The sequence below is a fragment of the Pseudomonas sp. GW822-FHT01E03 genome (assembly GCF_058802985.1).
The window spans coordinates 218590-242268 of record NZ_JBXAOQ010000002.1 but is presented as its reverse complement, the minus strand read 5'-3'; the positions used below and the strand labels follow the sequence as shown (position 1 = coordinate 242268).

The following is a 23679-nucleotide window of genomic DNA, read 5'->3' as shown; positions in this document are numbered from 1 at the left end:
GCCGTGTATCATACACGCACGCGATTTTTGGGGCCATTTATGCGGATCATCAGTGTGAACGTCAATGGTATTCAGGCTGCAGTCGAGCGTGGTTTGCTCAGTTGGCTGCAAGCACAGAATGCCGACGTCATCTGCCTGCAGGACACCCGTGCCTCCGCCTTTGAACTGGATGACCCAGCCTTCCAACTGGATGGCTACTTCCTTTATGCCTGCGATGCTGAAGTCCCTGCCCAAGGCGGCGTGGCTTTGTATTCGCGGCTGCAACCGAAGGCTGTCATCAGCGGTCTCGGTTTCGAGACGGCCGACCGCTACGGGCGCTACCTGCAAGCAGATTTCGACAAAGTCAGTATTGCCACCTTGCTGCTTCCTTCGGGGATGAACGGCGATGAGGACTTGAACCAGAAGTTCAAGCTCATGGACGACTTCGGCAAGTACCTGGACAAGCAGCGGCGCAAACGCCGCGAGTACATTTATTGTGGCTCGCTGTACGTGGCGCAGCAGAAGCTCGACATCAAGAACTGGCGCGACAGCCAGCAATCTCCGGGCTTCCTGGCACCTGAACGTGCCTGGATGGACGAGATTGTCGGCAACATGGGTTATGTCGACGCCCTGCGGGAAGTCAGCCGGGAAGGCGACCAGTACAGCTGGTGGCCGGACAACGAACAGGCGGAGATGCTCAACCTCGGTTGGCGCTTCGACTATCAGTTGCTGACCCCTGGCCTGCGCCGCTTCGTACGCAGCGCACGCCTGCCACGCCAGCCGCGGTTCTCGCAACACGCGCCGCTGATCGTGGACTACGACTGGACGCTGACCATTTAAGCGTCGTTTCGCAGACACAAAAAAGCCGACTTCAGGGTCGGCTTTTTTGTGGGCGACGCTGGCGCCGCCCTCTGTAGGAGCGAGCTTGCTCGCGATGGTGTGTCAGTTGACACCAATGTGGCTGACACATCTTCGCGAGCAAGCTCGCTCCTACAAGGGGATCTTGCTGATCGTTATTTGATCAACCGCCATGTGAACGGATACCGATAAGGCTGCCCTTCATTGGCCTTCACCCCGGCAATGATCGTTAGCACCAGCGCACCGATCGCGATCAGGCCAAACAGGAAGAACCCGATAATCACCAGCATCAGCAAGAAGCAGATAGCCGAGGCGATCGCCACCGTTATCTGAAAGTTCAGCGCTTCCTTGCCCTGGGCATCGATGAACGGGTCCATCTCGCGCTTGATCTGCCAGAGAATCAGCGGGCCGATGATCGTACCGAACGGAATCCAGATCCCCAGCAAGGCGGACAAGTGGCAAAACATGGCCCACTGACGCGCCTCTTGGCTCGGCGTGGGCAGCGGCAGTTGCTCGTCACTCATGGTGTCCTCCTTGTCTGGAGCAGCCCGGTCAGTCGGCCAGGGCGGCCTTTTGCAGTTCGAAGATCTCGTTCATGCCTTTCTTGGCCAGTTCGAGCATGGCGTTCAGCTCTTCAGGCTGGAACGGCGCGCCTTCGGCAGTGCCCTGGACTTCGATGAAGCCGCCAGCGCTGGTCATTACCACGTTCAGGTCAGTCTCGGCGGCCGAGTCTTCCAGGTAATCGAGGTCGAGCACCGGTTCACCCTTGTACATGCCCACGGATACAGCGGCGATCATCTGTTTGACCGGGTCGCCGCCCTTCAGGCCACCACGCTTCTTGATCACTTTCAAGGCATCGATCAGCGCAACCATGGAACCGGTGATCGAAGCCGTGCGGGTGCCGCCATCGGCCTGGATCACATCGCAGTCGACGTACAGGGTGATATCGCCCAGTTTGGACATGTCCAGCGCAGCGCGCAGGGAGCGACCGATCAGACGCTGGATTTCCAGGGTGCGCCCGCCTTGCTTGCCACGGCTGGCTTCACGCTGGTTACGCTCGCCGGTAGCGCGCGGCAGCATGCCGTACTCGGCGGTCAGCCAACCCTGGCCCTGGCCTTTCAGGAAACGCGGTACGCCCGGTTCAACGCTGACGGTGCAGATGACCTTGGTATCACCGAATTCGACCAGCACAGAACCCTCGGCGTGCTTGGTGTAGTTGCGGGTGATGCGGATCGAGCGGAGCTGATCGGCAGCGCGACCACTTGGACGTATCATAGGGAGTACCTGTACTGGGGACGGAAAACTGCGGAGCATTATAGAGCCGACGGCCGCCACTGGGCACTTCTAAAAAAATCCGCCGACGACCGAGGGCTCTGTACCGCGCGCCGGTGCAGGCCTGCCGCTCTTTGTCACACTGTGTGTTTGGGCGCATCCGCGCCACTGCGCTACAATCCTGCGCCTTTGCTGCCAGTCGGCTTTAATTCATTGATATCGGATTCCCGGAACCTCGGTTCTGTGCCGATCTGCCTTGCGAGGTACCTCCATGGTGCACAGCATGACCGCCTTCGCCCGCGTCGAGAAAGCCGGCGTCCAGGGCACCCTGAGCTGGGAACTGCGCTCGGTCAACAGCCGCTACCTGGAACCCCACCTGCGCCTGCCGGAGTCCTTTCGCGACCTCGAGGGCGCTGTTCGTGAAGCCCTGCGCCAGGGTGTATCGCGGGGCAAGCTTGAATGCACCCTGCGCTTCACCGAAGAAAACACCGGCAAGGCGCTGCAAATCGATCAGGAGCGCGCCGCGCAACTGGTCGCCGCCGCCGAGACCATCGCCAGCCTGATCAAGAACCCGGCAGCGCTGAACCCGCTGGAAGTCCTTGCCTGGCCCGGCGTACTGGTAGGCGACGCCACCGACCCGCAAGCCTTGAACGCCGAAGCGCTGGCACTGTTCAATCAGGGCCTCAAGGAGCTGAAGGCCGGCCGCGAGCGCGAAGGCGCGGAGCTGGCGCGGCTGATCAACGAGCGCCTGAGCGCCATCGAAGAAGACGTGGTGACCTTGCGCGAACTGGTCCCGCAAATGCTCGCCACCCAGCGCCAGAAAGTCCTCGACCGTTTCGCCGACATGAAGGCCGAGATGGATCCGCAGCGCCTGGAGCAGGAAATGGTCATGCTCGCGCAAAAAAGTGACGTCGCCGAAGAACTGGATCGCCTGAGCACTCACATCATCGAAGTTCGCCGGGTGCTCAAATCCGGCGGTGCCGCCGGTCGGCGCCTGGACTTCCTGATGCAGGAACTCAACCGCGAAGCCAATACACTGGGCTCCAAAGCCTTCGACCCGCGCAGTACCCAGGCTGCGGTCAACCTCAAGGTGTTGATCGAGCAGATGCGCGAACAAGTGCAGAATATTGAGTAAGGCTACCCCGACATGACACACAGCACCGGCACCCTGTACATCATTTCCGCTCCTTCGGGCGCGGGCAAGAGCAGTCTGGTCAAGGCTTTGACCGACGCAAATCCGGAGATCCGCGTCTCGGTCTCCCACACCACCCGCGCCATGCGCCCCGGTGAAGTGAATGGCGTGAACTATCACTTCGTCGACCGCAGCGAGTTCGTGAAGATGATCGAGCACGGGGACTTCCTCGAGCGCGCCGAAGTGTTCGGCAACCTCTACGGCACCTCGCAAAGCCACCTGCAGCAAACCCTGGACGAAGGCCACGACCTGATTCTGGAAATCGACTGGCAAGGTGCCGAGCAAGTGCGCAAGCTGATGCCTCAGGCCCGCTCGATCTTCATTCTGCCGCCGTCATTGCAGGCCCTGCACCAGCGCCTGACCAATCGCGGCCAGGACAGTGACGAAGTCATCGACGGCCGGATGCGTGAAGCCGTCAGCGAAATGAGCCACTACGTCGACTACGACTACCTGATCATCAACGACGATTTCGCCCACGCGCTGCACGACCTGAAGGCGATTTTCCGCGCCAATCAGCTGATTCAAAAGCGTCAGCAACAGCGTCACGGCAAATTGCTGGCTGAATTGCTCGGTTAATCAGCTCTTCCCAAAACCGCTGCAAGGGCTTTACATTGGTACTTGCAGCGCGTTGAAGGGCTTGGTCAAAAAATCAGCGCTTCCCTAAACGCTGGTGATTTTTTAAACTGTCGAGTCCGCTCGCCCATCCGGGCAGCGCGCATATTGCATTTGCTACGAGGAAGACCATGGCCCGCGTAACCGTTGAAGACTGCCTAGAACACGTGGATAACCGCTTTGAGCTGGTCATGCTCTCTACCAAGCGTGCCCGTCAACTGGCCACCGGCGGCAAAGAGCCGAAAGTAGCATGGGAAAACGACAAGCCTACCGTCGTTGCCCTGCGCGAAATCGCTGAAGGCCTGATCGACTACGCAGCTATCGCCGAAGCCGAAATCGTTGAAGATGAACCGCTTTTTGCTGCATTCGAGGACGAGTCCAACGAGGCCGTCTAAGCCTATGCCTGGTCGACGTAGCACGGCGCGGGATAAAAGCTTACGGCAGGAGACATCATGCCGAGCATAGACGCCCTCGCCGATCGCTTATCGACCTACCTCGGCAAGGACCAGGTCAACCTGGTCCGCCGAGCGTATTTCTACGCCGAACAAGCCCACGACGGCCAACGCCGCCGTAGCGGCGAGGCGTACGTCACGCACCCACTCGCGGTTGCGAATATTCTTGCCGACATGCACATGGACCATCAGAGCCTGATGGCCGCGATGCTGCATGACGTGATCGAAGACACCGGTATTGCCAAGGAAGCGCTGCAAGCGCAGTTCGGCGAAACCGTGGCCGAACTGGTCGACGGGGTCAGCAAACTGACCCAGATGAACTTCGAGACCAAGGCCGAAGCCCAAGCCGAAAACTTCCAGAAAATGGCCATGGCCATGGCTCGCGACATTCGCGTGATCCTGGTCAAGCTGGCCGACCGCCTGCACAACATGCGCACGCTGGAAGTGCTGTCCGGCGAAAAACGCCGGCGCATCGCCAAGGAAACCCTGGAAATCTATGCGCCCATCGCCAACCGGCTGGGCATGCACGCCATCCGCATAGAGTTCGAAGACCTCGGTTTCAAGGCCATGCACCCGATGCGTTCCGCGCGGATCTACCAGGCCGTCAAACGCGCCCGGGGCAACCGCAAGGAAATCGTCAACAAGATCGAAGAATCCTTAAGCCACTGCCTGGCCATCGATGGCATCCAGGGCGAGGTCAGCGGTCGCCAGAAACACCTCTACGGCATCTACAAGAAAATGCGCGGCAAGCGTCGGGCCTTCAACGAGATCATGGACGTCTACGCGTTCCGGATCATCGTCGACAAGGTCGATACCTGCTACCGCGTGCTGGGTGCTGTGCATAATTTGTACAAACCGTTGCCGGGGCGCTTCAAGGATTACATCGCGATCCCCAAGGCCAACGGCTATCAGTCGCTGCACACCACGCTGTTTGGCATGCACGGTGTGCCGATCGAGATCCAGATCCGCACCCGCGAAATGGAAGAGATGGCCAACAACGGCATCGCCGCCCATTGGCTGTACAAATCCAGCGGCGACGAGCAGCCGAAAGGCACCCACGCCCGCGCCCGCCAGTGGGTCAAAGGCGTGCTGGAAATGCAGCAACGCGCCGGCAACTCGCTGGAATTCATCGAAAGCGTGAAGATCGACCTGTTCCCGGACGAGGTCTACGTGTTCACGCCAAAAGGCCGGATCATGGAGCTGCCAAAGGGCTCCACGGCGGTCGACTTCGCTTATGCGGTGCACACCGACGTCGGCAACAGCTGTATCGCCTGCCGGATCAACCGTCGACTCGCGCCGCTGTCCGAACCGCTGCAAAGCGGCTCCACGGTCGAGATCGTCAGCGCTCCCGGCGCACGGCCGAACCCGGCCTGGCTCAACTTCGTGGTCACCGGCAAGGCGCGCACACACATACGCCACGCACTGAAGCTGCAACGCCGCTCCGAATCCATCAGCCTCGGCGAGCGCCTGCTGAACAAGGTCCTCAACGGCTTCGACAGCTCGCTGGAGAAAATCCCGGCCGAGCGCGTCAAGGCCATGCTGGTCGAGTACCGCCTGGAACTGATCGAAGACCTGCTGGAAGATATCGGCCTGGGCAATCGCATGGCCTATGTAGTGGCCCGCCGGTTGCTGGGCGAAGGCGAACAGTTGCCAAGCCCTGAAGGCCCACTGGCGATTCGCGGCACCGAAGGCCTGGTGCTCAGCTACGCCAAGTGTTGCACCCCGATCCCGGGCGACCCGATTGTCGGCCACCTGTCCGCCGGCAAGGGCATGGTCGTGCACCTGGACAACTGCCGAAATATCAGCGAAATCCGCCACAACCCGGAAAAATGCATCCAGCTCTCGTGGGCCAAGGATGTCACCGGCGAATTCAACGTCGAGCTTCGCGTCGAGCTGGAACATCAGCGCGGCCTGATCGCCCTGCTGGCCAGCAGCGTCAACGCAGCCGACGGCAATATCGAAAAAATCAGCATGGATGAACGCGATGGTCGCATCAGCGTGGTCCAGTTGGTGGTCAGCGTGCACGACCGCGTGCACCTGGCCCGCGTGATCAAGAAACTGCGCGCCTTGACCGGGGTGATTCGCATCACCCGCATGCGCGCCTAAGCCCCTAATTACAAGGAGTCCTACATGACCAAGACTGTTATCACCAGCGACAAGGCCCCGGCCGCCATCGGCACTTACTCCCAGGCGATCAAGGCTGGCAATACCGTTTACATGTCGGGTCAGATTCCCCTGGACCCAAAAACCATGGAACTGGTTGAAGGCTTCGAAGCCCAGACCGTCCAGGTATTCGAGAACCTCAAGGCCGTGGCTGAAGCTGCCGGCGGTTCGTTCAAGGACATCGTCAAGCTGAACATCTTCCTCACCGACCTGAGCCACTTCGCCAAGGTCAACGAGATCATGGGCAAGTATTTCGACCAGCCTTACCCTGCACGCGCCGCCATCGGCGTAGCCGCCCTGCCAAAGGGTTCGCAGGTCGAAATGGATGCCATCCTGGTCATCGAGTAATGCGTGCGGCGCAGCCTCGGGCTGCGCCGACTGCTCTGCTGTAAAGAAAGCTTGAAAGGATTCCACCATGCGCAACGCGCTTGTTCTCTCGCTGCTTGCCCTGTTCCTGGGCGGATGTGCCAGCAACCCTGCCGACCGCGACATCAGCGGCACCTGGATCAACCAGGTGGCGATCGATGCTGCCGCCAAAGGCGTCCCCCTGCGTGAAGCGCTCCAGGCCTATGGCCCGAACCTGGAATGGGACATCAACACCAAGGCCGGTCAGGCCCGCTACACCAACGGTTTTGAAAATGTCGATGGCAAGCTGCTGGGTGAAGAGTCCGGCGCCTGGAAAGTCGACTTTTATGGCAGCTCGGCCAGTGAACTGAAGCGTGACGGCAAGCAACTGAGCCAGTCCGCCAGCGACAATGAGCCTGAGCAAGTCTTCGACCGCGTACAGATCCAGGTACCGGATGGCGCACCGATGGGTGCCACCTTCGAACGCGCCCTGTATTCAGCCTACATGGGCGGCGGCTGGACAATCGTCAACGGCCCGGGCGAAGGCAACACGGTTCAATTCCAGGCCGACGGCCAGGTGACCGGCCTGCCGGGCAGCGACCGCTATGCGTTGTGCCTGGCCGGTGATTGCGCGTCCATGAGCGGCGGCAATGACAACATGTGGCTGCAACTCAATGGCCAGGGCAACGCCTGGATCTTTGCGCGCAAGGGCAAAGAGCTGGAGATTTTCCAGACCGTGAACACAGCGCAGGCGGACGAGATGCCTCAGTACACGCCGGGTGATCGCAAGTGGTTGCTGGAGAAGCAATAAGCGTCCCTTGAAAGCACCACGAAACACTGTGGGAGCGAGCTTGCTCGCGATGAGGCCATAACATCCAACATTATCGTTGACTGTTATGCCGCCATCGCGAGCAAGCTCGCTCCCACAGGTGTTTACGGTGCCTGGAAGTCAGCAGCGCCCTTCAATGATCGCCGCATACCCCTCGCGAAAACTCGGATACTTCGGCGTCCAGCCCAACGCTTTGGCCCGCGCATTACTGCAGCGCTTGCTGCCAGTGCGACGCACGCTGTCGTCATCGGCCCATTCGGTCACACCCAGATATTCGCGCAACCAGCCCACCACATCGGCCAGCGCTGCCGGCGCATCATCGACGCCGATGTAGACATCATCCAGCGCCACCCCACGCCGATCCGCCTCAAGCAGGCACGCGATCAACCCTGCGGCATCGTCGGCATGAATCCGATTGGCATACAACGGTGGCTCGACCGCCACGCGATAACCCCGGCGCACCTGGGTCAGCAGCCATTCACGGCCGGGACCGTAAATGCCGGTCAGGCGCACGATACTGGCCGGAATGCCGCTCTTGAGGGCAAGTTGCTCGGCTTCGAGCATCACACGTCCGGAGTAGCCCGCCGCCACGGCCGGTGAAGCCTCGTCGACCCATTCGCCATTCTGCTGACCGTAGACACTGCTGCTGGAAACGAACAACAGGCGATTGGGCATCTGCCCGTAGTCGTCCAGCCACTCCAGCACATGCTCCAGCCCCTGAACATACGCAGCGCGGTAACCGGCTTCGTCGTGATTTGTGGCCGCCGCGCAATACACCAGGTAATCCACGGCGCCGATTGGCCAAGTGTCCGGGCAGTCTTTGTTGAACAGGTCACCGGCCACGCCGATGACGCCCTTGGGCAGGCGTGAAACGTCGCGTCGCAGGCCATGGACCTCCCACCCCGCCGCCAGCAATTGCGTGGCCAGGCGGCTGCCGACATCACCGCAGCCGGCGATCAAAACAGTAGGCGCAGACATCAGAAAACTCCCATCGGAAAGCCACAGACTAGCGCCGGCAACAGACAGGCGGCTAGTAATGCAGGAAAAAAAGAGACGCTATTACTTCTGTTAACAAGAATTACTTGCAATAATGCCTCCCCACTTTTGTTCTCGGCCTTCGAGGCCTGGAAGAACATCACCCGTTTTTTCTCTCAGGTCCGGCCAGCATGACACGCAATCAATTCTCCGCTTCGCCAACCAAACGACCTCGCGCCTGGAGCGCGGTGGCCGCCCTGTTCTTCAGCCTGATGCTAGCGCCAGTTGCCGCTTTCGCCGATGCCCAGGCACCAGCCACACCAGCCGCCACCGCGCCCGCTCCGGCCGATCACGCCGCCCCGGCCGTTGCTCCGATCGCGACCGATCCTGCCCAGGCCGCACCGACAGAAGTGTTGGGTGAAGACGTCCCTGAAGTCCTCGAAGCCGACAACACCCTGGGCATGGCCCACGACCTGTCGCCGTGGGGCATGTACAAGAACGCCGACATCATCGTGAAAATCGTGATGATCGGCCTGGCCATCGCCTCGATCATCACCTGGACCATCTGGATCGCCAAGGGCCTTGAGCTGATGGGCGCCAAGCGTCGTCTGCGCGGTGAAATCGCCCAACTGAAAAAATCCGCCTCCCTCAAGGAAGCCAGCGCCACCGCGGCGAAGGAAGGCACCCTGGCCAACCTGCTGGTACATGACGCCCTTGAAGAGATGCGCCTGTCGGTCAATAGCCGTGAGAAAGAAGGCATCAAGGAACGCGTCAGCTTCCGTCTTGAGCGCCTGGTCGCGGCCTGCGGTCGCAACATGAGCAGCGGCACCGGCGTGCTGGCCACCATCGGTTCCACCGCGCCGTTCGTCGGCCTGTTCGGTACCGTGTGGGGCATCATGAACAGCTTCATCGGCATCGCCAAGACCCAGACCACCAACCTCGCCGTCGTCGCCCCCGGTATCGCCGAAGCCCTGCTGGCTACCGCGCTGGGCCTGGTTGCAGCTATCCCTGCGGTCGTGATCTACAACGTCTTTGCCCGCTCCATCGCCGGTTACAAGGCTCAGGTGTCCGATGCGTCGGCACAGGTCCTGCTGTTGGTCAGCCGCGACCTCGACCACCAGCCTGAGCGCAGCTCGCAACCGCACATGGTGAAAGTGGGGTAATCGGCCATGGGCCTGCATTTGAAAGAAGGGGCAGACGACGATCTGTCCGAAAACCACGAAATCAACGTTACGCCGTTCATTGACGTGATGTTGGTGCTGTTGATCATTTTCATGGTGGCGGCCCCGCTGGCCACCGTGGACATCAAGGTCGACCTGCCCGCCTCGACCGCCAAGCCGGCTCCGCGGCCGGAGAAACCGGTGTTCCTCAGCGTCAAGGCTGACCAGCGCCTGTTCCTTGGTGAAGACGAAGTGAAGGCCGACGCACTCGGCGCCACCCTCGACGCCAAGACCCAGGGCAAGAAAGACACGACAATCTTCTTCCAGGCCGACAAAGGCGTGGATTACGGCGATCTGATGAGCGTGATGGACAACCTGCGTTCCGCCGGTTACCTGAAGGTAGGTCTGGTCGGACTCGAGACGGCAGCCAAGAAATGATCACGACGCGCCATAAGCTGACGCGTTACAGCGGTAGCCTGGCCGTGGTGCTGGGCGTTCACGCGCTGGCCATCGCGCTGGCGTTGAACTGGTCCGCCCGTCCGCCCATCGAATTGCCCCCTCAGGCAATGATGGTCGAACTGGCACCGGTTCCTGCCCCGCCACCGCCTGCTCCGCCGAAGGTCGTCACCCCGCCGCAGCCACCGGCTCCGGTTGAAGAACTGCCGATACCCAAGCTCGCTGAAGCGCCGAAAGCTGAAATTGCCGTGCCCAAGCCGGTCAAACCCAAGCCGAAGCCGCAGCCACCCAAGCCGGTAGAGAAAAAACCCGAACCGCCGAAGGAAAAACCGGCCGAGGAAAAGCCTGCCGAAACGCAACAGACTCAGGCACCAACGGAGAAATCCGCCCAGCCTGCGCCGGGCCCATCGCCTGCTCAATTGGCAGCCAAGGCCAGTTGGCAAGGCACGCTGTTGGCACACCTGCAGAAGTACAAAAAGTATCCTGCAAGTGCCCAGGCGCGGGGCAAGGAAGGCATGAACCGTCTGCGTTTCGTCGTGGATGCCGAAGGCAATGTGTTGTCGTTTGAGCTGGTAGGCGCCTCGGGCACTGCCGATCTGGACCGGGCCACTCTGGAAATGATCCGCCGCGCCCAACCGCTGCCCAAGCCACCGGCCGACATGCTGACCAATGGCTCCATCGAAATCGTTGCACCGTTTGTTTATTCGCTGGAAAAACGCCGCCGTTAAAACAGTACTGCCCCTGTGGGAGCGAGCTTGCTCGCGATAGCGGTCTAACATTCAACGCAGATGTCGAATGCTGGGCCCTCATCGCGAGCAAGCTCGCTCCCACAGAGATTTCTGCCAGCAGGAAGCTCGCGTTCCAAGCCCAAAAGGCACCGAAAGGTGCCTTTTGCATATCTGCCAGCGGCAAACTGGGATTACCCGGTGTCACTCGACACACTCAGTCTGATAACGTGCGTCTATCGATTGCAGCCGGTATGCTTGGCCCGCAACTACATGGACGCTTGCTATGACCCTCACAGAATTACGCTACATCGTTACCCTCGCCCAAGAGCAGCACTTCGGCCACGCGGCCGAGCGTTGCCACGTCAGCCAGCCGACCCTGTCGGTGGGTGTGAAAAAGCTTGAAGACGAACTCGGTGTGCTGATTTTCGAGCGCAGCAAAAGCGCCGTGCGCCTGACGCCGGTCGGCGAAGGCATCGTGGCCCAGGCCCAAAAGGTATTGGAACAAGCCCAAGGCATCCGCGAACTGGCCCAGGCCGGCAAGAACCAGCTGACAGCCCCACTCAAAGTCGGCGCGATCTACACCGTCGGGCCGTACCTGTTTCCGCACCTGATTCCACAACTGCACCGGGTCGCCCCGCAGATGCCGTTGTACATCGAAGAAAACTTCACCCACGTGCTGCGCGACAAACTGCGCAACGGCGAGCTCGACGCGATCATCATCGCCCTGCCGTTCAATGAAGCCGACGTGCTGACCCTGCAGCTCTACGACGAGCCGTTCTACGTACTGATGCCGGCGCAGCACCCGTGGACCCAAAAGGAATCCATCGACGCCAGCCTGCTCAACGACAAGAGCCTGTTGCTGCTCGGCGAAGGCCACTGCTTCCGCGATCAGGTATTGGAAGCCTGCCCGACCCTGACCAAAGGCAACGACGGCGCCAAGCACACCACGGTGGAATCCAGCTCCCTGGAAACCATTCGCCACATGGTCGCCTCGGGTCTCGGGATTTCGATCCTGCCGTTGTCGGCGGTCGACAGCCATCACTACGCCCCCGGCGTGATCGAGGTGCGTCCGTTGTCGGCACCCGTACCGTTCCGCACCGTGGCCATTGCCTGGCGCGCCAGCTTCCCGCGCCCGAAAGCGATTGAAATCCTCGCCGACTCCATTCGCCTGTGCTCGGTGGCCAAGCCAGCGGCGCAAGTCGCTGCGGGCTAAGCAACGGTCATGAGCGAGTTGTCGCAAGTGTCGGTGACGGCACTCAAGGGTGTCGGTGAAGCCATGGCCGAGAAACTGGCCAAGGTCGGCCTGGAAAACCTCCAGGACGTGTTGTTTCACCTGCCCCTGCGTTATCAGGACCGCACTCGCGTGGTGCCGATCGGCGCACTGCGGCCCGGTCAGGATGCGGTCATCGAAGGCACTGTCAGCGGTGCCGATGTGGTCATGGGGCGTCGGCGCAGCCTGGTGGTCCGGTTGCAGGATGGCACCGGGGGCTTGAGCCTGCGCTTCTACCATTTCAGCAACGCGCAAAAGGAAGGCCTCAAACGCGGCACGCGGATTCGCTGCTACGGCGAAGCGCGGCCCGGTGCTTCGGGGCTGGAGATCTACCACCCGGAATACCGCGCCATCACCGGCGACGAACCGCCGCCAGTGGATGAAACCCTGACCCCGGTCTACCCGCTCACCGAAGGCCTGACCCAACAGCGCTTGCGCCAGTTGTGCATGCAGACCCTCACCCTGCTCGGCCCCAGCAGCCTGCCCGACTGGCTGCCGAGCGAACTGGCCCGCGACTACCAACTGGCGCCGCTGGCCGATGCGATCCGCTACCTGCACAACCCGCCCGCCGATGCCGACGTCGATGAACTGGCCCTCGGTCACCACTGGGCGCAGCACCGTCTGGCTTTCGAAGAACTGCTGACCCATCAACTGTCGCAACAGCGCCTGCGAGAAAGCATGCGCGCCCTGCGTGCTCCAGCGATGCCCAAGGCAACGAAGCTGCCAGCCAAATACCTGGCCAGCCTCGGCTTCAGCCCGACCGGTGCCCAGCAGCGGGTTGGCAACGAAATCGCCTATGACCTCAGCCAGCACGAACCGATGCTGCGGCTGATCCAGGGCGATGTCGGCGCCGGCAAAACCGTGGTCGCCGCCCTTGCCGCGCTGCAAGCGCTGGAGGCCGGTTATCAGGTTGCGCTGATGGCGCCCACCGAGATTCTCGCCGAGCAGCACTTCATCACCTTCAAGCGCTGGCTCGAGCCGCTGGGCATTGAAGTCGCGTGGCTGGCCGGCAAGCTCAAGGGCAAGAACCGCGTCGCCGCGCTGGAGCAAATCGCCAACGGCACGCCGATGGTGGTCGGCACCCACGCGCTGTTCCAGGACGAAGTGCAATTCAAGAACCTGGCACTGGTGATCATCGACGAACAGCACCGTTTCGGCGTACAGCAGCGTCTGGCCCTGCGGCAGAAAGGCGTCGGCGGGCGCATGTGCCCGCATCAGCTGATCATGACCGCCACGCCGATTCCGCGCACGCTGGCCATGAGTGCCTACGCCGACCTCGACACCTCGATCCTCGACGAACTGCCCCCCGGCCGAACCCCGGTCAACACCGTGCTGATCACCGACACCCGGCGGGTCGAAGTCATCGAGCGAGTACGCAGCGCTTGCGCCGAAGGGCGTCAGGCCTATTGGGTGTGCACGCTGATCGAAGAGTCGGAAGAACTGACCTGCCAGGCCGCCGAAACCACTTTTGAGGACCTCACCGCCGCCCTCGGCGAACTGAAGGTCGGGCTGATCCACGGCCGCATGAAGCCTGCGGAAAAAGCCGCGGTGATGGCCGAATTCAAGGCCGGCAACCTGCAATTGCTGGTCGCGACCACGGTGATCGAAGTCGGCGTGGACGTGCCCAACGCCAGCCTGATGATCATCGAGAATCCTGAACGCCTGGGCCTGGCGCAATTGCACCAGTTGCGCGGCCGCGTCGGCCGGGGCAGCGCCGTCAGCCATTGCGTGCTGCTCTACCATCCGCCGCTGTCGCAGATCGGCCGCCAGCGCCTGGGCATCATGCGTGAAACCAACGATGGTTTCGTCATCGCCGAAAAGGATCTGGAACTGCGCGGCCCCGGCGAAATGCTCGGCACCCGGCAGACAGGTTTACTTCAGTTCAAGGTCGCCGACCTGATGCGCGATGCCGATTTGCTGCCCGCCGTGCGGGATGCCGCCCAGGCATTGCTCGAGCGCTGGCCGACCCACGTCAGCCCGCTACTCGATCGATGGCTGCGTCATGGCCAACAATACGGCCAAGTGTGACAACCGTCACGGTTTCTGAGGCGTGGCCCCAAGCAAGCTGGTTATACTCCTGCAATTGTTTAAGTCCGGATACAGACCATGACCGACGTTGCCTTCGCACCCGACACCCCGCACGCTCCGTCGGTTATTCGGCTGATGCTGGGCAAGTTGGGCATTGCCTACGAAGAAGTGCTGGACCGTCACGGTCTCAATGCCGCGCGCAAAGTGCAGGCTGTTCTCCTGGATGACAGCATTGGCGTATTGATGGTGCTGTTCCCGCAGAGCCAATTGCTGGACCTCAATCGCCTGACCGAACTCACCGGTCGCCGCCTCGCCGCCGTACCCACCGAACGCCTGACAAAAATGCTCGGCAAGCACAATCTCAGCTTGCTGCCGGGCTTGCCGGCGCTGACCAGTTCACCGTGCCTGTATGACGAAAGCCTGCTGCGCGAGCCGAAGTTGCTGATCAACTCCGGTGAGCCGGGCGTGCTGCTGGAAATCACCAGCGAAGACTTCAAGGCGACCATGCTGACCAAGGCCAGCGCCGCCAACTTCGGCGAAAACCTGACCAGCATCCGTCCCAACCTCGACCGCCCCGATGACGACCGCGAGGAAATCACCCAGGCCGTCCAGGCGTTCACCGCACGGCGTATCCAGCAGCGTCTGGAAGCGACCATCGAAATTCCGCCGCTGGCCGAAACCGCGCAAAAAATCATCAAGCTGCGCGTCGACCCCAACGCCACTATCGACGACATCACCGGCGTGGTCGAAACCGACCCGGCGCTGGCCGCACAAGTGGTGAGCTGGGCGGCATCGCCCTACTACGCGTCGCCGGGAAAGATCCGCTCCGTTGAAGACGCCATCGTGCGCGTGCTGGGCTTCGACCTGGTGATCAACCTGGCGCTGGGCCTGGCCCTGGGCAAAACCCTGAGCCTGCCCAAGGACCACCCGCAACACTCCACCCCGTACTGGCAGCAATCGATCTACACCGCCGCCGTCATCGAAGGCCTGACCCGCGCCATGCCGCGCGCCCAGCGTCCGGAAGCCGGCCTGACCTACCTCGCCGGCCTGCTGCACAACTTCGGCTACCTGCTGCTGGCCCATGTGTTCCCGCCGCACTTCTCGCTGATCTGCCGTCACCTGGAGGTCAACCCGCACCTGTGCCACAGCTACATCGAGCAACACCTGCTGGGCATCAGCCGCGAACAAATCGGCGCATGGCTGATGCGCCACTGGGACATGCCCGAAGAACTGTCCACAGCGCTGCGCTTCCAGCACGACCCGGCCTACGACGGCGCCTACGCCGAGTACCCGAACCTGGTCTGCCTGGCCGTGCGCCTGCTGCGCAGCCGTAACATCGGCTCCGGCCCCGACGAAGACATCCCCGACGCGCTGCTTGAGCGCCTAGGCCTGAGCCGCGCCAAGGCCGAAGATGTGGTCAGCAAAGTCCTCGAGGCCGAAGTGCTGCTGCGCGAACTGGCTTCGCAATTCACTCAAGGCTGAAAAGCATCGCGAGCAAGCTCGCTCCCACAAGGATCACCAAAACCTTGTAGGAGCGAGCTTGCTCGCGAAAGTCGTCAACGATGACGTGTGCATCCTGGATAACCGCGGGGGCCTTGAGTTTCTCGCGAGCAAGCTCGCTCCTACACCTTCTTCGGCTTCAAATACTTCGTCAGCCCCTGGAACCAGATCACCAGCGCCGGGTTGCCCTTGATCTGAATCGACTTGTCCTGGATCCCCGTCATGAACGCCAGCTGCTTGTTCTTCGCCTGCATCGTGGCAAAGCCATACGCGGCGTCTTTAAAGGCAATCGCAAACGCAGGCTCGGCATGCACACCCGATTGACTGGTGATGCGCTGGTCCTTCACGCGGAAATGCCGCGCCACTTTCCCGTCCAGGGTCTGCAGCTGAAACACCAGGTCCTTGTCACCCAACTGCTGCTGAAACGCCGGATTGGTCCGGCTGGCCTTACCCATCAACAAACCCAGCATCCACAGCAGAAAACGAAATTTCATGCGCACAGCCTCAGAAGGAAAATGAACGGCTGGGGCAGTTTAACGGCTTCGAACGAGAACGCCACTATTGTGTATCGTTAGCGGGAGATAATGTTATTTTTGACGCTGATGACTACCAAGTCACGGAACAAATAGAGTGATGCCGTCACTCCCGGCAGGATGCTTCTACCGGCAGAATTTGGCCGATTGCTGCCTGCCACGCAGGGCAGCAAATGACCATAGCGGACATGCTGAACGGCGATTACGGTGTCGGCAATCCTAGTCGATGTGCTTCTTCGCGCACATTCATCCTTGCGCCCTTGAGCGCCGGCTGGTGGCCGAGCAGGCGGGTGGCAGGTTCCAGGCTATCATCCGCAGGCACGAGCAACGCCTGCAAGCTCTCTGGATCGATAACACCCCAGTTTGTTAAATCGAAACAACCGCTACCGCTGCATACCGCTTGGTAGACGATTCGTGGGGCGCTGCTCGCGTCTGTGTCACACGTGCCTCCAATGAAATCGACGTTGCTGTACCGTAGAAGTGTCGAACGCGGACCTCGCTCTACACGCAGTATGACGTCAGCGCCTTCAGTCGATCGTAATGGCAGGGTCGTGTCGACGCTCATAGTGACTGTGGCTTCACCACACTGGAAAACCTGTTCGGCCAAAACCGATTGAGAAGTCATTGTGAGCAGGAGGGAACAGGCGGCGATCCGTAGCATGCTGGTAGCTCAGAAATAGACAAAAAACTGGATGCTAGCAGACCTGTCTGCGAACCAGACGGAATCCACACACGCCCGGGGTTTCAGGTCCGCTCCGGGCCGTTTGCTGCCTGTTTATATCACTGCAGCAGTGTGAAGTTCATTGTCGAACAAGAATACGGAGCATGACGGTCGAACTCGATTTGATTCCCAGCGATGGGTGTTTAAGGAAAGTGCGACTTCGCCCTTAATCCCCTCAACCTTCTCAGACATTTCCTTCGAAATGCCGAGCCCTCCATGAACCGGGCACCCTCCACAGGATCATCTGGATGAGCCGGAAATGGCGGCGATTCTCGCCAAGCAACAAAGCGGGCTCGGCTGATTCGTCACCCACAAAAAATGGGCACCCAACCCTGGTTGGCGTGCCCATTTTTTATTCCACTCCCCCGCTACGCGGGAGGTGAAAACGGATTACGGATTAACGCTGTCTTTCAACGATTTCCCAGGCTTGAAAGCAACGGTGTTGCTGGCCTTGATTTTGACGGGTTCACCGGTTTGCGGGTTTTTGCCGGTGCGGGCACCGCGATGGCGTTGCAGGAAGGTGCCGAAGCCCACCAGCGTCACGCTGTCTTTGCGGTGCAGGGCACCGGTGATTTCTTCAAGAACGGCGTTGAGAACGCGGTTGGCTTGTTCTTTGGTGAGGTCTGCTTTTTCAGCAATGGCTGCAGCGAGGTCTGGTTTACGCATGTGAGTGAAGCCCCTTTGACGGTTTGTTGTTGTTATGTCCGTGCTGCTCTCTACGGAGCAGCGCCCAAAGCGCCGCAGATGCTCTACTCTGCGGCAGACGGGAGTGAGGATGGCACGCAGTGAGGCCCCGCGCCAGTATCGGCGCGGCCATTGTTAGGGCAAAAGGGGGGTGATTCCGACAGAACGACCGGTATTTATGCCAACAGGGCCGGAAGCTCTTTGTTCAGGGCCAGTTTTTCCATCACGGCGGCACCGGTGAGGGCGTAACCGAGCAGCTTGCCCGCGGCATCGCGGCATAAAACCTTGATGTCGGCGCCCTGCCCTTCGACTGTCCAGATGCCCTCTGCGCCCCGTGGCGGCGGGGACACCACCAACGGGCAAACCGGGGTCTTGACGGTGATCGGCATCGGGCCATAGGTGACGGCGGTCGGGTTGCCGGCCAGGGTTTGCGCCAGCGCTCGCGCACAGTTCATCAGGGGCATCACGTACAGCAGGTTCAGCCCGTCGACCTCGGCGCAGTCGCCCAGGGCGTAGATGTTGGCGTGGGAGGTCTTCAGGTGCCGGTCGACCATGATGCCGCGGTTGACCTGCAGACCGGCCGCAGCCGCCAGGTCGACGCGCGGACGCAGGCCAATGGCCGAGACCACCACGTCGCACGGGATCACCTGGCCATCGGACAGGTGCGCTTCCAGGCCGTCAGCCACGCGCTGCAGGCGGTTGAGCACCGGCCCGAGGTGGAAGCGAGCGCCAAGGCTTTCGAGGCCTGCCTGCACCGCAGCGGCGGCCGCCGGGTGCAACAGGGTCGGCATGACTTGTTCGCACGGCGCAACCAGCTGCACTTCGTAGCCACCCAGGGTCAGGTCGTTGGCGAACTCGCAGCCGATCAGGCCGGCGCCGAGCAGCAGCACGCGGCGCTTGCCGGTCGCCGCCGCACGGAAGCGTGCGTAGTCTTCCAGGTCGTTGATCGGGAACACGCAGTCCGCCGCGTCGCCTTCAATGGGGACACGCACGGTTTCGGCGCCCCAGGCCAGGATCAGGTCGCGGTAGATCACCGCTTCTTCACCGATCCACAAGCGCTTGTGGCCTGGGTCGATGCCGCTGATGCGCGTGTGGGTGCGTATTTCAGCCTTGAGCTGTTCGGCCATGGCGCCGGGTTCGGCCATGCTCAGGCCGTCGGCATCCTTGTTTTTGCCGAAGCCGGTGGAGAGCATCGGCTTGGAGTAGGAGCGCCCGTCATCGGCGGTAATCAGCAGCAGCGGGGTTTCGCTATCGAGTTTGCGAAACTCGCGGGCCACGTTGTAGCCAGCCAGGCCGGTGCCAATGATTACGACAGGTGCGTTCATTCCTTACTCCTCAATTATTCAGGCAGCGATTTCGATCATTTCAAAATCCATTTTGCCCACACCGCAGTCCGGGCACAGCCAGTCTGCCGGGACGTCTTCCCAACGGGTGCCCGGCGCAATGCCGTCATCCGGCCAACCGTCGGCTTCGTTGTAGATCAGGCCGCAGACGATACATTGCCACTTTTTCATCAGGTACTTCCTCAGGGTTCAGGCGTTTTGCCGGCCGGACGGTCGATGGTTGTAGCACTGCCGTCCAACTCAGCGCGTTTTGTACTGATCGGAGCCATCGGATGCAAGCCTGTTCGGCGCAACGGCAGGCCATTTCAATCGATATCGGCGGCTGACATGTTAAGCTCGCCGCCTCATTTGCTGCCAATAATGACTCATTGTGCATCACACAGAATCCCCCTCTCCAGCTCCTCTCTGGCTCTCGCGCAGCGAACTGGCGCCCCTCCCCGATGCCTCCACCCTCGACTGGCTGTTCGACGAAGGCTCGCTGACCAGACGTCTGATTCATCTGTCGAATGACGCCTTCAGCGTCTCGCCGATGTTCGAAGGCTGGCAGCCCCTGCGTGCCGACGAATGCGCAGCACTGGACCTGGCCGATGGCAGTGAGGGCTGGGTCCGCGAGGTGTATTTGCGTGGTCATGGCCAGGCGTGGGTGTTTGCGCGCAGCGTGGCGTCACGCAGTGCATTGCAAGGCGACGGCTTGCACATGGACGAACTGGGCAGCCGCTCGCTGGGCGAATTGCTGTTTTGCGATCAGGCCTTCCAGCGCGGGGCCATCGAGGTTTGCCATTATCCGCAAGCGTGGCTGCCCGCCGAGGTGCAATCGCCTGGACTGTGGGGCCGCCGCTCGCGCTTCGACCGCGGCGCCTTGAGCGTTTTGGTGGCCGAAATTTTCCTGCCTTCCCTGTGGGACGCCGCCTGCGCCCAATCGGAGAACCGTTGATGTACCAAAGCCTGCTCAAGTCCTTGAACCGCTTGAACCCTCGGGCCTGGGATTTCATTCAGCTGACCCGCATGGACAAGCCGATCGGCATTTACCTGCTGCTCTGGCCTACGCTGTGGGCGCTGTGGATTGCCGGCAAGGGTTCGCCCTCCTTGGCCAACATTGTGATTTTCGTCCTTGGCGTGGTACTGACTCGCGCTGGCGGCTGCGTGATCAACGACTGGGCGGACCGCAAGGTCGATGGTCATGTGAAGCGTACCGAGCAGCGGCCGCTGGTGAGCGGCAAGATCAGCTCCAAAGAGGCACTGGTATTCTTCGCACTGCTGATGGGCGTGAGTTTCCTGCTGGTGCTGTGCACCAATGCCGCGACCATTTGGCTGTCGTTGGGCGGCCTGGCGCTGGCGTTCAGTTACCCGTTCATGAAGCGCTACACCTATTACCCGCAAGTGGTGCTGGGCGCTGCATTTTCGTGGGGGATGCCGATGGCGTTCACCGCAGAAACCGGTGAGCTGCCGGCTGTCGCGTGGCTGCTGTGGATCGCCAACCTGATGTGGACCGTGGGTTACGACACGTATTACGCGATGACCGACCGCGATGACGACCTGAAGATCGGCGTGAAATCCACGGCGATTCTGTTCGGCGACGCGGACCGGGCGATCATCCTGACCCTGCAAGGGCTGGCGCTGGGTTGCCTGTTGCTGGCGGGTTCGAAGTTCGACCTCGGTGGCTGGTTCCACCTTGGATTACTGGCGGCGGCGGGCTGCTTTGCCTGGGAGTTCTGGTACACCCGCGACAGGGACCGCATGCGTTGCTTCAAGGCGTTTTTACACAACCATTGGGCAGGGTTGGCGATTTTTGTGGGGATTGTTTTGGATTACGCGGTGCGTTGACGCCATATCGTGTGTAGGGGCGAGCCCGCTCGCGATGAATTTGAAAGCGACGCGGTTATCCAGACAGCCCGCATAATCGTTCACGCTCATCGCGAGCAAGCTCGCTCCTACATGAGATGTCTTACATCTTCGGCCCTTGGAGGACGTGCCAGACCTTGTTCTTCATGTCGCCCGTCTTGTCTCCGGGCTTCTTGTCGTCGTCGTAGTAGTACAGCGGCTTGCCGTCGTAGGCCCATTGCATCGTGCCATCGTCACGCTGGACGACTGTCCATTTACCTTCAGCCTTGGCACCCGCTTCAGCCTTGAGCGGCGGCCAGTGTTTTGCACACTCACCGGTGCATACCGACGTGCCGCCAGTGTCCTTGTCGAACGTGTACAAGGTCATGCCCTTATGGTCGACCATCATGCCGTCTTTCATCATCGCCGGCTCAGCCGCGAAGGCCATGGTCGGCAAGGAAAACGCCGCAACCAGTAGCAGAGCCTTGAAGGATTGCGAGATTTGCTTCATGGAAACCTTCCTTTTGTGGTTGTCAGGATTCGGACTTAAAGCTTAGCCCAGGATCCAGCCAATCGCCGACCGACTAAAATACTGTCACACGACTGCAATAATTCCGTTATCTAATGCGGCGCAAGACAGTTAAATGACAAGAGGATTAAGGGCATGGTTGGCAGGAGCATTCTGATCGTCGACGACGAAGCGCCTATTCGCGAAATGATCGCCGTTGCGTTGGAAATGGCCGGCTATGACTGCCTGGAGGCTGAAAACTCCCAGCAGGCCCACGCCATTATCGTCGACCGCAAACCGGACCTGATCCTGCTCGACTGGATGCTGCCCGGCACGTCCGGCATCGAGCTGGCCCGTCGTCTCAAGCGTGATGAATTGACCGGGGACATCCCGATCATCATGCTCACCGCCAAAGGTGAAGAGGACAACAAGATCCAGGGCCTGGAAGTCGGCGCCGACGACTACATCACCAAGCCGTTTTCCCCCCGTGAGCTGGTAGCGCGCCTGAAGGCCGTGCTGCGCCGTGCCGGCCCGACCGATGGCGAGGCGCCAATCGAAGTCGGCGGCCTGCTGCTGGACCCGATCAGCCACCGCGTGACCATCGACGGCCGTCCTGCCGAGATGGGCCCGACCGAATACCGCCTGCTGCAATTTTTCATGACCCACCAGGAGCGCGCCTACACGCGTGGCCAGTTGCTGGATCAGGTCTGGGGCGGCAACGTCTACGTTGAAGAGCGTACCGTCGACGTGCACATTCGTCGCCTGCGCAAAGCCCTCGGCGATGCTTACGAAAATCTGGTACAAACCGTGCGCGGCACCGGTTACCGCTTTTCTACCAAAGCCTGACCCGGACCTTTACCGCCCGACAAGCTGACAAGGACGCGCGTCAAGTGAACCAAAACTGGCATGGCACCCTGATTCGCCACATGCTGCTGCTGGTCACCGCCTGCCTGGTGATCGGCCTGATTACCGGCTATTACGGCTGGAGCCTCGCCGCAGGCCTGGGTCTTTACCTGGCCTGGACCCTCAAGCAATTGCTGCGTCTGCACGAGTGGCTGCGCCTGCACAAACCCGATGAAGCACCACCCGACGGCTACGGCCTGTGGGGCGAGGTGTTCGACAGCATCTACCACCTGCAACGCCGCGACCAACGGGTACGCGGGCGCCTGCAAGCGGTGATCGACCGGGTTCAGGAGTCCACCGCCGCGCTCAAGGATGCGGTGATCATGCTCGACACCGACGGCAACCTGGAATGGTGGAACCGCGCCGCCGAAACTCTGCTGGGCCTCAAGACGCCACAGGACAGCGGCCAACCAGTGACCAACCTGGTGCGCCATCCGCGCTTCAAGGAATACTTCGAGCAAGACAGCTACGCTGAGCCGCTGGAAATCCCTTCGCCAACCAACGACCGCGTGCGCATTCAGCTGTACATCACCCGTTACGGCAACAACGAACACTTGATGCTGGTGCGCGATGTGACGCGCATCCATCAGCTTGAGCAAATGCGCAAAGACTTCATCGCCAACGTTTCCCATGAACTGCGCACACCGTTGACGGTGATCTGCGGCTACCTGGAAACCTTGCTCGATAACGTCGACGAGGTGAACCCGCGCTGGGGCCGTGCCTTGCAGCAGATGCAGCAACAAGGCGGACGCATGCAGACCCTGCTCAACGACCTGTTGTTGCTGGCCAAGCTGGAAGCCACCGATTATCCGTCGGACAACCAGCCGGTACCGATCGACGGCTTGCTGCAATCGATCAAGAGTGACGCGCAGCAGTTGTCCGGCCAGAAAAACCAGAACATCACCCTGGAAGCCGACCCGACGATTCTGCTCAAGGGCAGCGAAGCGGAGTTGCGCAGCGCATTTTCCAACCTGGTGTTCAACGCGGTGAAATACACCCCGGCCGAAGGCAATATCCGTATTCGCTGGTGGGGCGATGACCAGGGGGCGCACCTGAGCGTGCAGGATTCCGGGATCGGCATCGATAACAAACACCTGCCGCGCCTGACCGAACGCTTCTATCGCGTCGACTCCAGCCGCAACTCCAACACCGGGGGCACCGGCCTGGGGCTGGCGATCGTCAAACACGTCTTGTTACGACATCGGGCACGCATGGAAATCAGCAGCGTGCCGGGCCACGGCAGTACCTTTACCTGCCACTTTGCCCCGGCCCAGGTCACCAAATCACGGGTTATCAGCACCGCTGACTGATACCGGCCAGCACGCGCCACTAGGCAACTGGCCGGTC

General features: G+C 61.0%; 25 protein-coding genes. 17 read left to right on the top strand and 8 right to left on the bottom strand.

Going from position 1 to position 23679, the window contains the following annotated elements; genetic code table 11:
- The first annotated feature begins 39 nt into the window (after nt 1–39).
- Nucleotides 40–819 carry a catabolite repression control protein Crc gene (gene crc, locus AC1RP7_RS04310; RefSeq protein ID WP_003229491.1) on the top strand — a complete coding sequence of 260 codons (780 nt, stop codon included), beginning with the start codon at nt 40–42 and terminating at the stop codon, nt 817–819.
- A 173-nt stretch (nt 820–992) separates the two neighbouring features.
- Here crc and AC1RP7_RS04305 read toward each other — a convergent pair whose 3' ends face one another.
- Both AC1RP7_RS04305 and rph read right to left on the bottom strand, forming a co-directional pair.
- Nucleotides 993–1361: a DUF4870 domain-containing protein gene (locus AC1RP7_RS04305; RefSeq protein WP_057712740.1), complete on the bottom strand. Its 369-nt coding sequence runs from the start codon at nt 1359–1361 to the stop codon at nt 993–995.
- Between the two features lie 28 nt (nt 1362–1389).
- Nucleotides 1390–2112 (bottom strand): ribonuclease PH, encoded by a 723-nt coding sequence (rph, locus tag AC1RP7_RS04300; protein WP_057395880.1) that lies wholly within the window; start codon nt 2110–2112, stop codon nt 1390–1392.
- A gap of 268 nt (nt 2113–2380) precedes the next feature.
- Here rph and AC1RP7_RS04295 point away from each other — a divergent pair, with 268 nt between their 5' ends.
- The 6 genes from AC1RP7_RS04295 to AC1RP7_RS04270 all read left to right on the top strand — a co-directional run bounded on the left by AC1RP7_RS04295 (nt 2381) and on the right by AC1RP7_RS04270 (nt 7684).
- Nucleotides 2381–3244 carry a YicC/YloC family endoribonuclease gene (locus tag AC1RP7_RS04295; protein WP_057712739.1) on the top strand — a complete coding sequence of 288 codons (864 nt, stop codon included), beginning with the start codon at nt 2381–2383 and terminating at the stop codon, nt 3242–3244.
- A 12-nt stretch (nt 3245–3256) separates the two neighbouring features.
- A complete protein-coding gene (gmk, locus tag AC1RP7_RS04290) occupies nt 3257–3877 on the top strand; it encodes a guanylate kinase (RefSeq protein ID WP_046038947.1) in 621 nt (206 codons plus the stop codon).
- A gap of 167 nt (nt 3878–4044) precedes the next feature.
- The gene (rpoZ, locus tag AC1RP7_RS04285; RefSeq protein ID WP_007921129.1) at nt 4045–4308 is read left to right on the top strand and encodes a DNA-directed RNA polymerase subunit omega; all 264 of its coding nucleotides are present in this window, start codon (nt 4045–4047) and stop codon (nt 4306–4308) included.
- Nucleotides 4309–4365: 57 nt separating this feature from the next.
- A complete protein-coding gene (spoT, locus tag AC1RP7_RS04280) occupies nt 4366–6471 on the top strand; it encodes a bifunctional GTP diphosphokinase/guanosine-3',5'-bis pyrophosphate 3'-pyrophosphohydrolase (RefSeq protein ID WP_008047084.1) in 2106 nt (701 codons plus the stop codon).
- 24 nt (nt 6472–6495) lie between these two features.
- Nucleotides 6496–6876 carry a RidA family protein gene (locus AC1RP7_RS04275; RefSeq protein WP_003229509.1) on the top strand — a complete coding sequence of 127 codons (381 nt, stop codon included), beginning with the start codon at nt 6496–6498 and terminating at the stop codon, nt 6874–6876.
- Between the two features lie 67 nt (nt 6877–6943).
- Complete coding sequence (locus AC1RP7_RS04270; RefSeq protein ID WP_057712738.1) at nt 6944–7684, top strand: hypothetical protein; 741 nt, start codon at nt 6944–6946, stop codon at nt 7682–7684.
- Nucleotides 7685–7822: 138 nt separating this feature from the next.
- Here AC1RP7_RS04270 and AC1RP7_RS04265 read toward each other — a convergent pair whose 3' ends face one another.
- Nucleotides 7823–8680: an SDR family oxidoreductase gene (locus AC1RP7_RS04265; RefSeq protein WP_493181419.1), complete on the bottom strand. Its 858-nt coding sequence runs from the start codon at nt 8678–8680 to the stop codon at nt 7823–7825.
- A 188-nt stretch (nt 8681–8868) separates the two neighbouring features.
- On the opposite strand from AC1RP7_RS04265, the gene exbB reads away from it, so the two are divergent.
- From exbB to AC1RP7_RS04235, 6 genes are all read left to right on the top strand, one after another.
- Complete coding sequence (exbB, locus tag AC1RP7_RS04260; protein ID WP_493181420.1) at nt 8869–9840, top strand: tonB-system energizer ExbB; 972 nt, start codon at nt 8869–8871, stop codon at nt 9838–9840.
- 6 nt (nt 9841–9846) lie between these two features.
- Complete coding sequence (gene exbD, locus AC1RP7_RS04255; protein WP_057712735.1) at nt 9847–10275, top strand: TonB system transport protein ExbD; 429 nt, start codon at nt 9847–9849, stop codon at nt 10273–10275.
- The gene (locus AC1RP7_RS04250; RefSeq protein WP_015097375.1) at nt 10272–11021 is read left to right on the top strand and encodes an energy transducer TonB family protein; all 750 of its coding nucleotides are present in this window, start codon (nt 10272–10274) and stop codon (nt 11019–11021) included. Before exbD ends, AC1RP7_RS04250 begins: the two co-directional genes overlap by 4 nt.
- A gap of 283 nt (nt 11022–11304) precedes the next feature.
- Complete coding sequence (locus AC1RP7_RS04245; protein ID WP_008047093.1) at nt 11305–12234, top strand: hydrogen peroxide-inducible genes activator; 930 nt, start codon at nt 11305–11307, stop codon at nt 12232–12234.
- A 9-nt stretch (nt 12235–12243) separates the two neighbouring features.
- The gene (gene recG / locus AC1RP7_RS04240; protein WP_493181421.1) at nt 12244–14319 is read left to right on the top strand and encodes an ATP-dependent DNA helicase RecG; all 2076 of its coding nucleotides are present in this window, start codon (nt 12244–12246) and stop codon (nt 14317–14319) included.
- Between the two features lie 78 nt (nt 14320–14397).
- Nucleotides 14398–15801 carry an aminoacyl-tRNA deacylase and HDOD domain-containing protein gene (locus tag AC1RP7_RS04235; protein WP_218494612.1) on the top strand — a complete coding sequence of 468 codons (1404 nt, stop codon included), beginning with the start codon at nt 14398–14400 and terminating at the stop codon, nt 15799–15801.
- A 140-nt stretch (nt 15802–15941) separates the two neighbouring features.
- Here AC1RP7_RS04235 and AC1RP7_RS04230 read toward each other — a convergent pair whose 3' ends face one another.
- The 4 genes from AC1RP7_RS04230 to AC1RP7_RS04215 all read right to left on the bottom strand — a co-directional run bounded on the left by AC1RP7_RS04230 (nt 15942) and on the right by AC1RP7_RS04215 (nt 19271).
- Entirely contained in the window at nt 15942–16313 is a 372-nt protein-coding gene (locus AC1RP7_RS04230) for a hypothetical protein (protein WP_057395891.1), read from the bottom strand.
- Between the two features lie 1150 nt (nt 16314–17463).
- Nucleotides 17464–17739, bottom strand: a complete 276-nt coding sequence (locus AC1RP7_RS04225; RefSeq protein ID WP_003195589.1) for an HU family DNA-binding protein — start codon at nt 17737–17739, stop codon at nt 17464–17466.
- A 194-nt stretch (nt 17740–17933) separates the two neighbouring features.
- Nucleotides 17934–19082: an NAD(P)/FAD-dependent oxidoreductase gene (locus AC1RP7_RS04220; RefSeq protein WP_493181422.1), complete on the bottom strand. Its 1149-nt coding sequence runs from the start codon at nt 19080–19082 to the stop codon at nt 17934–17936.
- Between the two features lie 18 nt (nt 19083–19100).
- On the bottom strand, nt 19101–19271 hold the full coding sequence (locus tag AC1RP7_RS04215) for a rubredoxin (protein ID WP_007995385.1): 171 nt from the start codon (nt 19269–19271) through the stop codon (nt 19101–19103).
- Between the two features lie 199 nt (nt 19272–19470).
- On the opposite strand from AC1RP7_RS04215, the gene AC1RP7_RS04210 reads away from it, so the two are divergent.
- Nucleotides 19471–20034: a chorismate--pyruvate lyase family protein gene (locus AC1RP7_RS04210; protein ID WP_493181423.1), complete on the top strand. Its 564-nt coding sequence runs from the start codon at nt 19471–19473 to the stop codon at nt 20032–20034.
- A complete protein-coding gene (gene ubiA, locus AC1RP7_RS04205) occupies nt 20034–20924 on the top strand; it encodes a 4-hydroxybenzoate octaprenyltransferase (protein ID WP_057712729.1) in 891 nt (296 codons plus the stop codon). The genes AC1RP7_RS04210 and ubiA overlap by 1 nt, the downstream gene beginning before the upstream one ends.
- Nucleotides 20925–21045: 121 nt before the next feature.
- On the opposite strand, the gene AC1RP7_RS04200 is transcribed toward ubiA, so the two are convergent.
- Nucleotides 21046–21432, bottom strand: a complete 387-nt coding sequence (locus AC1RP7_RS04200; protein WP_090452175.1) for a COG4315 family predicted lipoprotein — start codon at nt 21430–21432, stop codon at nt 21046–21048.
- Between the two features lie 153 nt (nt 21433–21585).
- Here AC1RP7_RS04200 and phoB point away from each other — a divergent pair, with 153 nt between their 5' ends.
- Both phoB and phoR read left to right on the top strand, forming a co-directional pair.
- Nucleotides 21586–22275, top strand: a complete 690-nt coding sequence (gene phoB / locus AC1RP7_RS04195) for a phosphate regulon transcriptional regulator PhoB (RefSeq protein WP_003229608.1) — start codon at nt 21586–21588, stop codon at nt 22273–22275.
- Nucleotides 22276–22355: 80 nt separating this feature from the next.
- Nucleotides 22356–23642 carry a phosphate regulon sensor histidine kinase PhoR gene (phoR, locus tag AC1RP7_RS04190; RefSeq protein ID WP_219733298.1) on the top strand — a complete coding sequence of 429 codons (1287 nt, stop codon included), beginning with the start codon at nt 22356–22358 and terminating at the stop codon, nt 23640–23642.
- Nucleotides 23643–23679 lie beyond the last annotated feature (37 nt).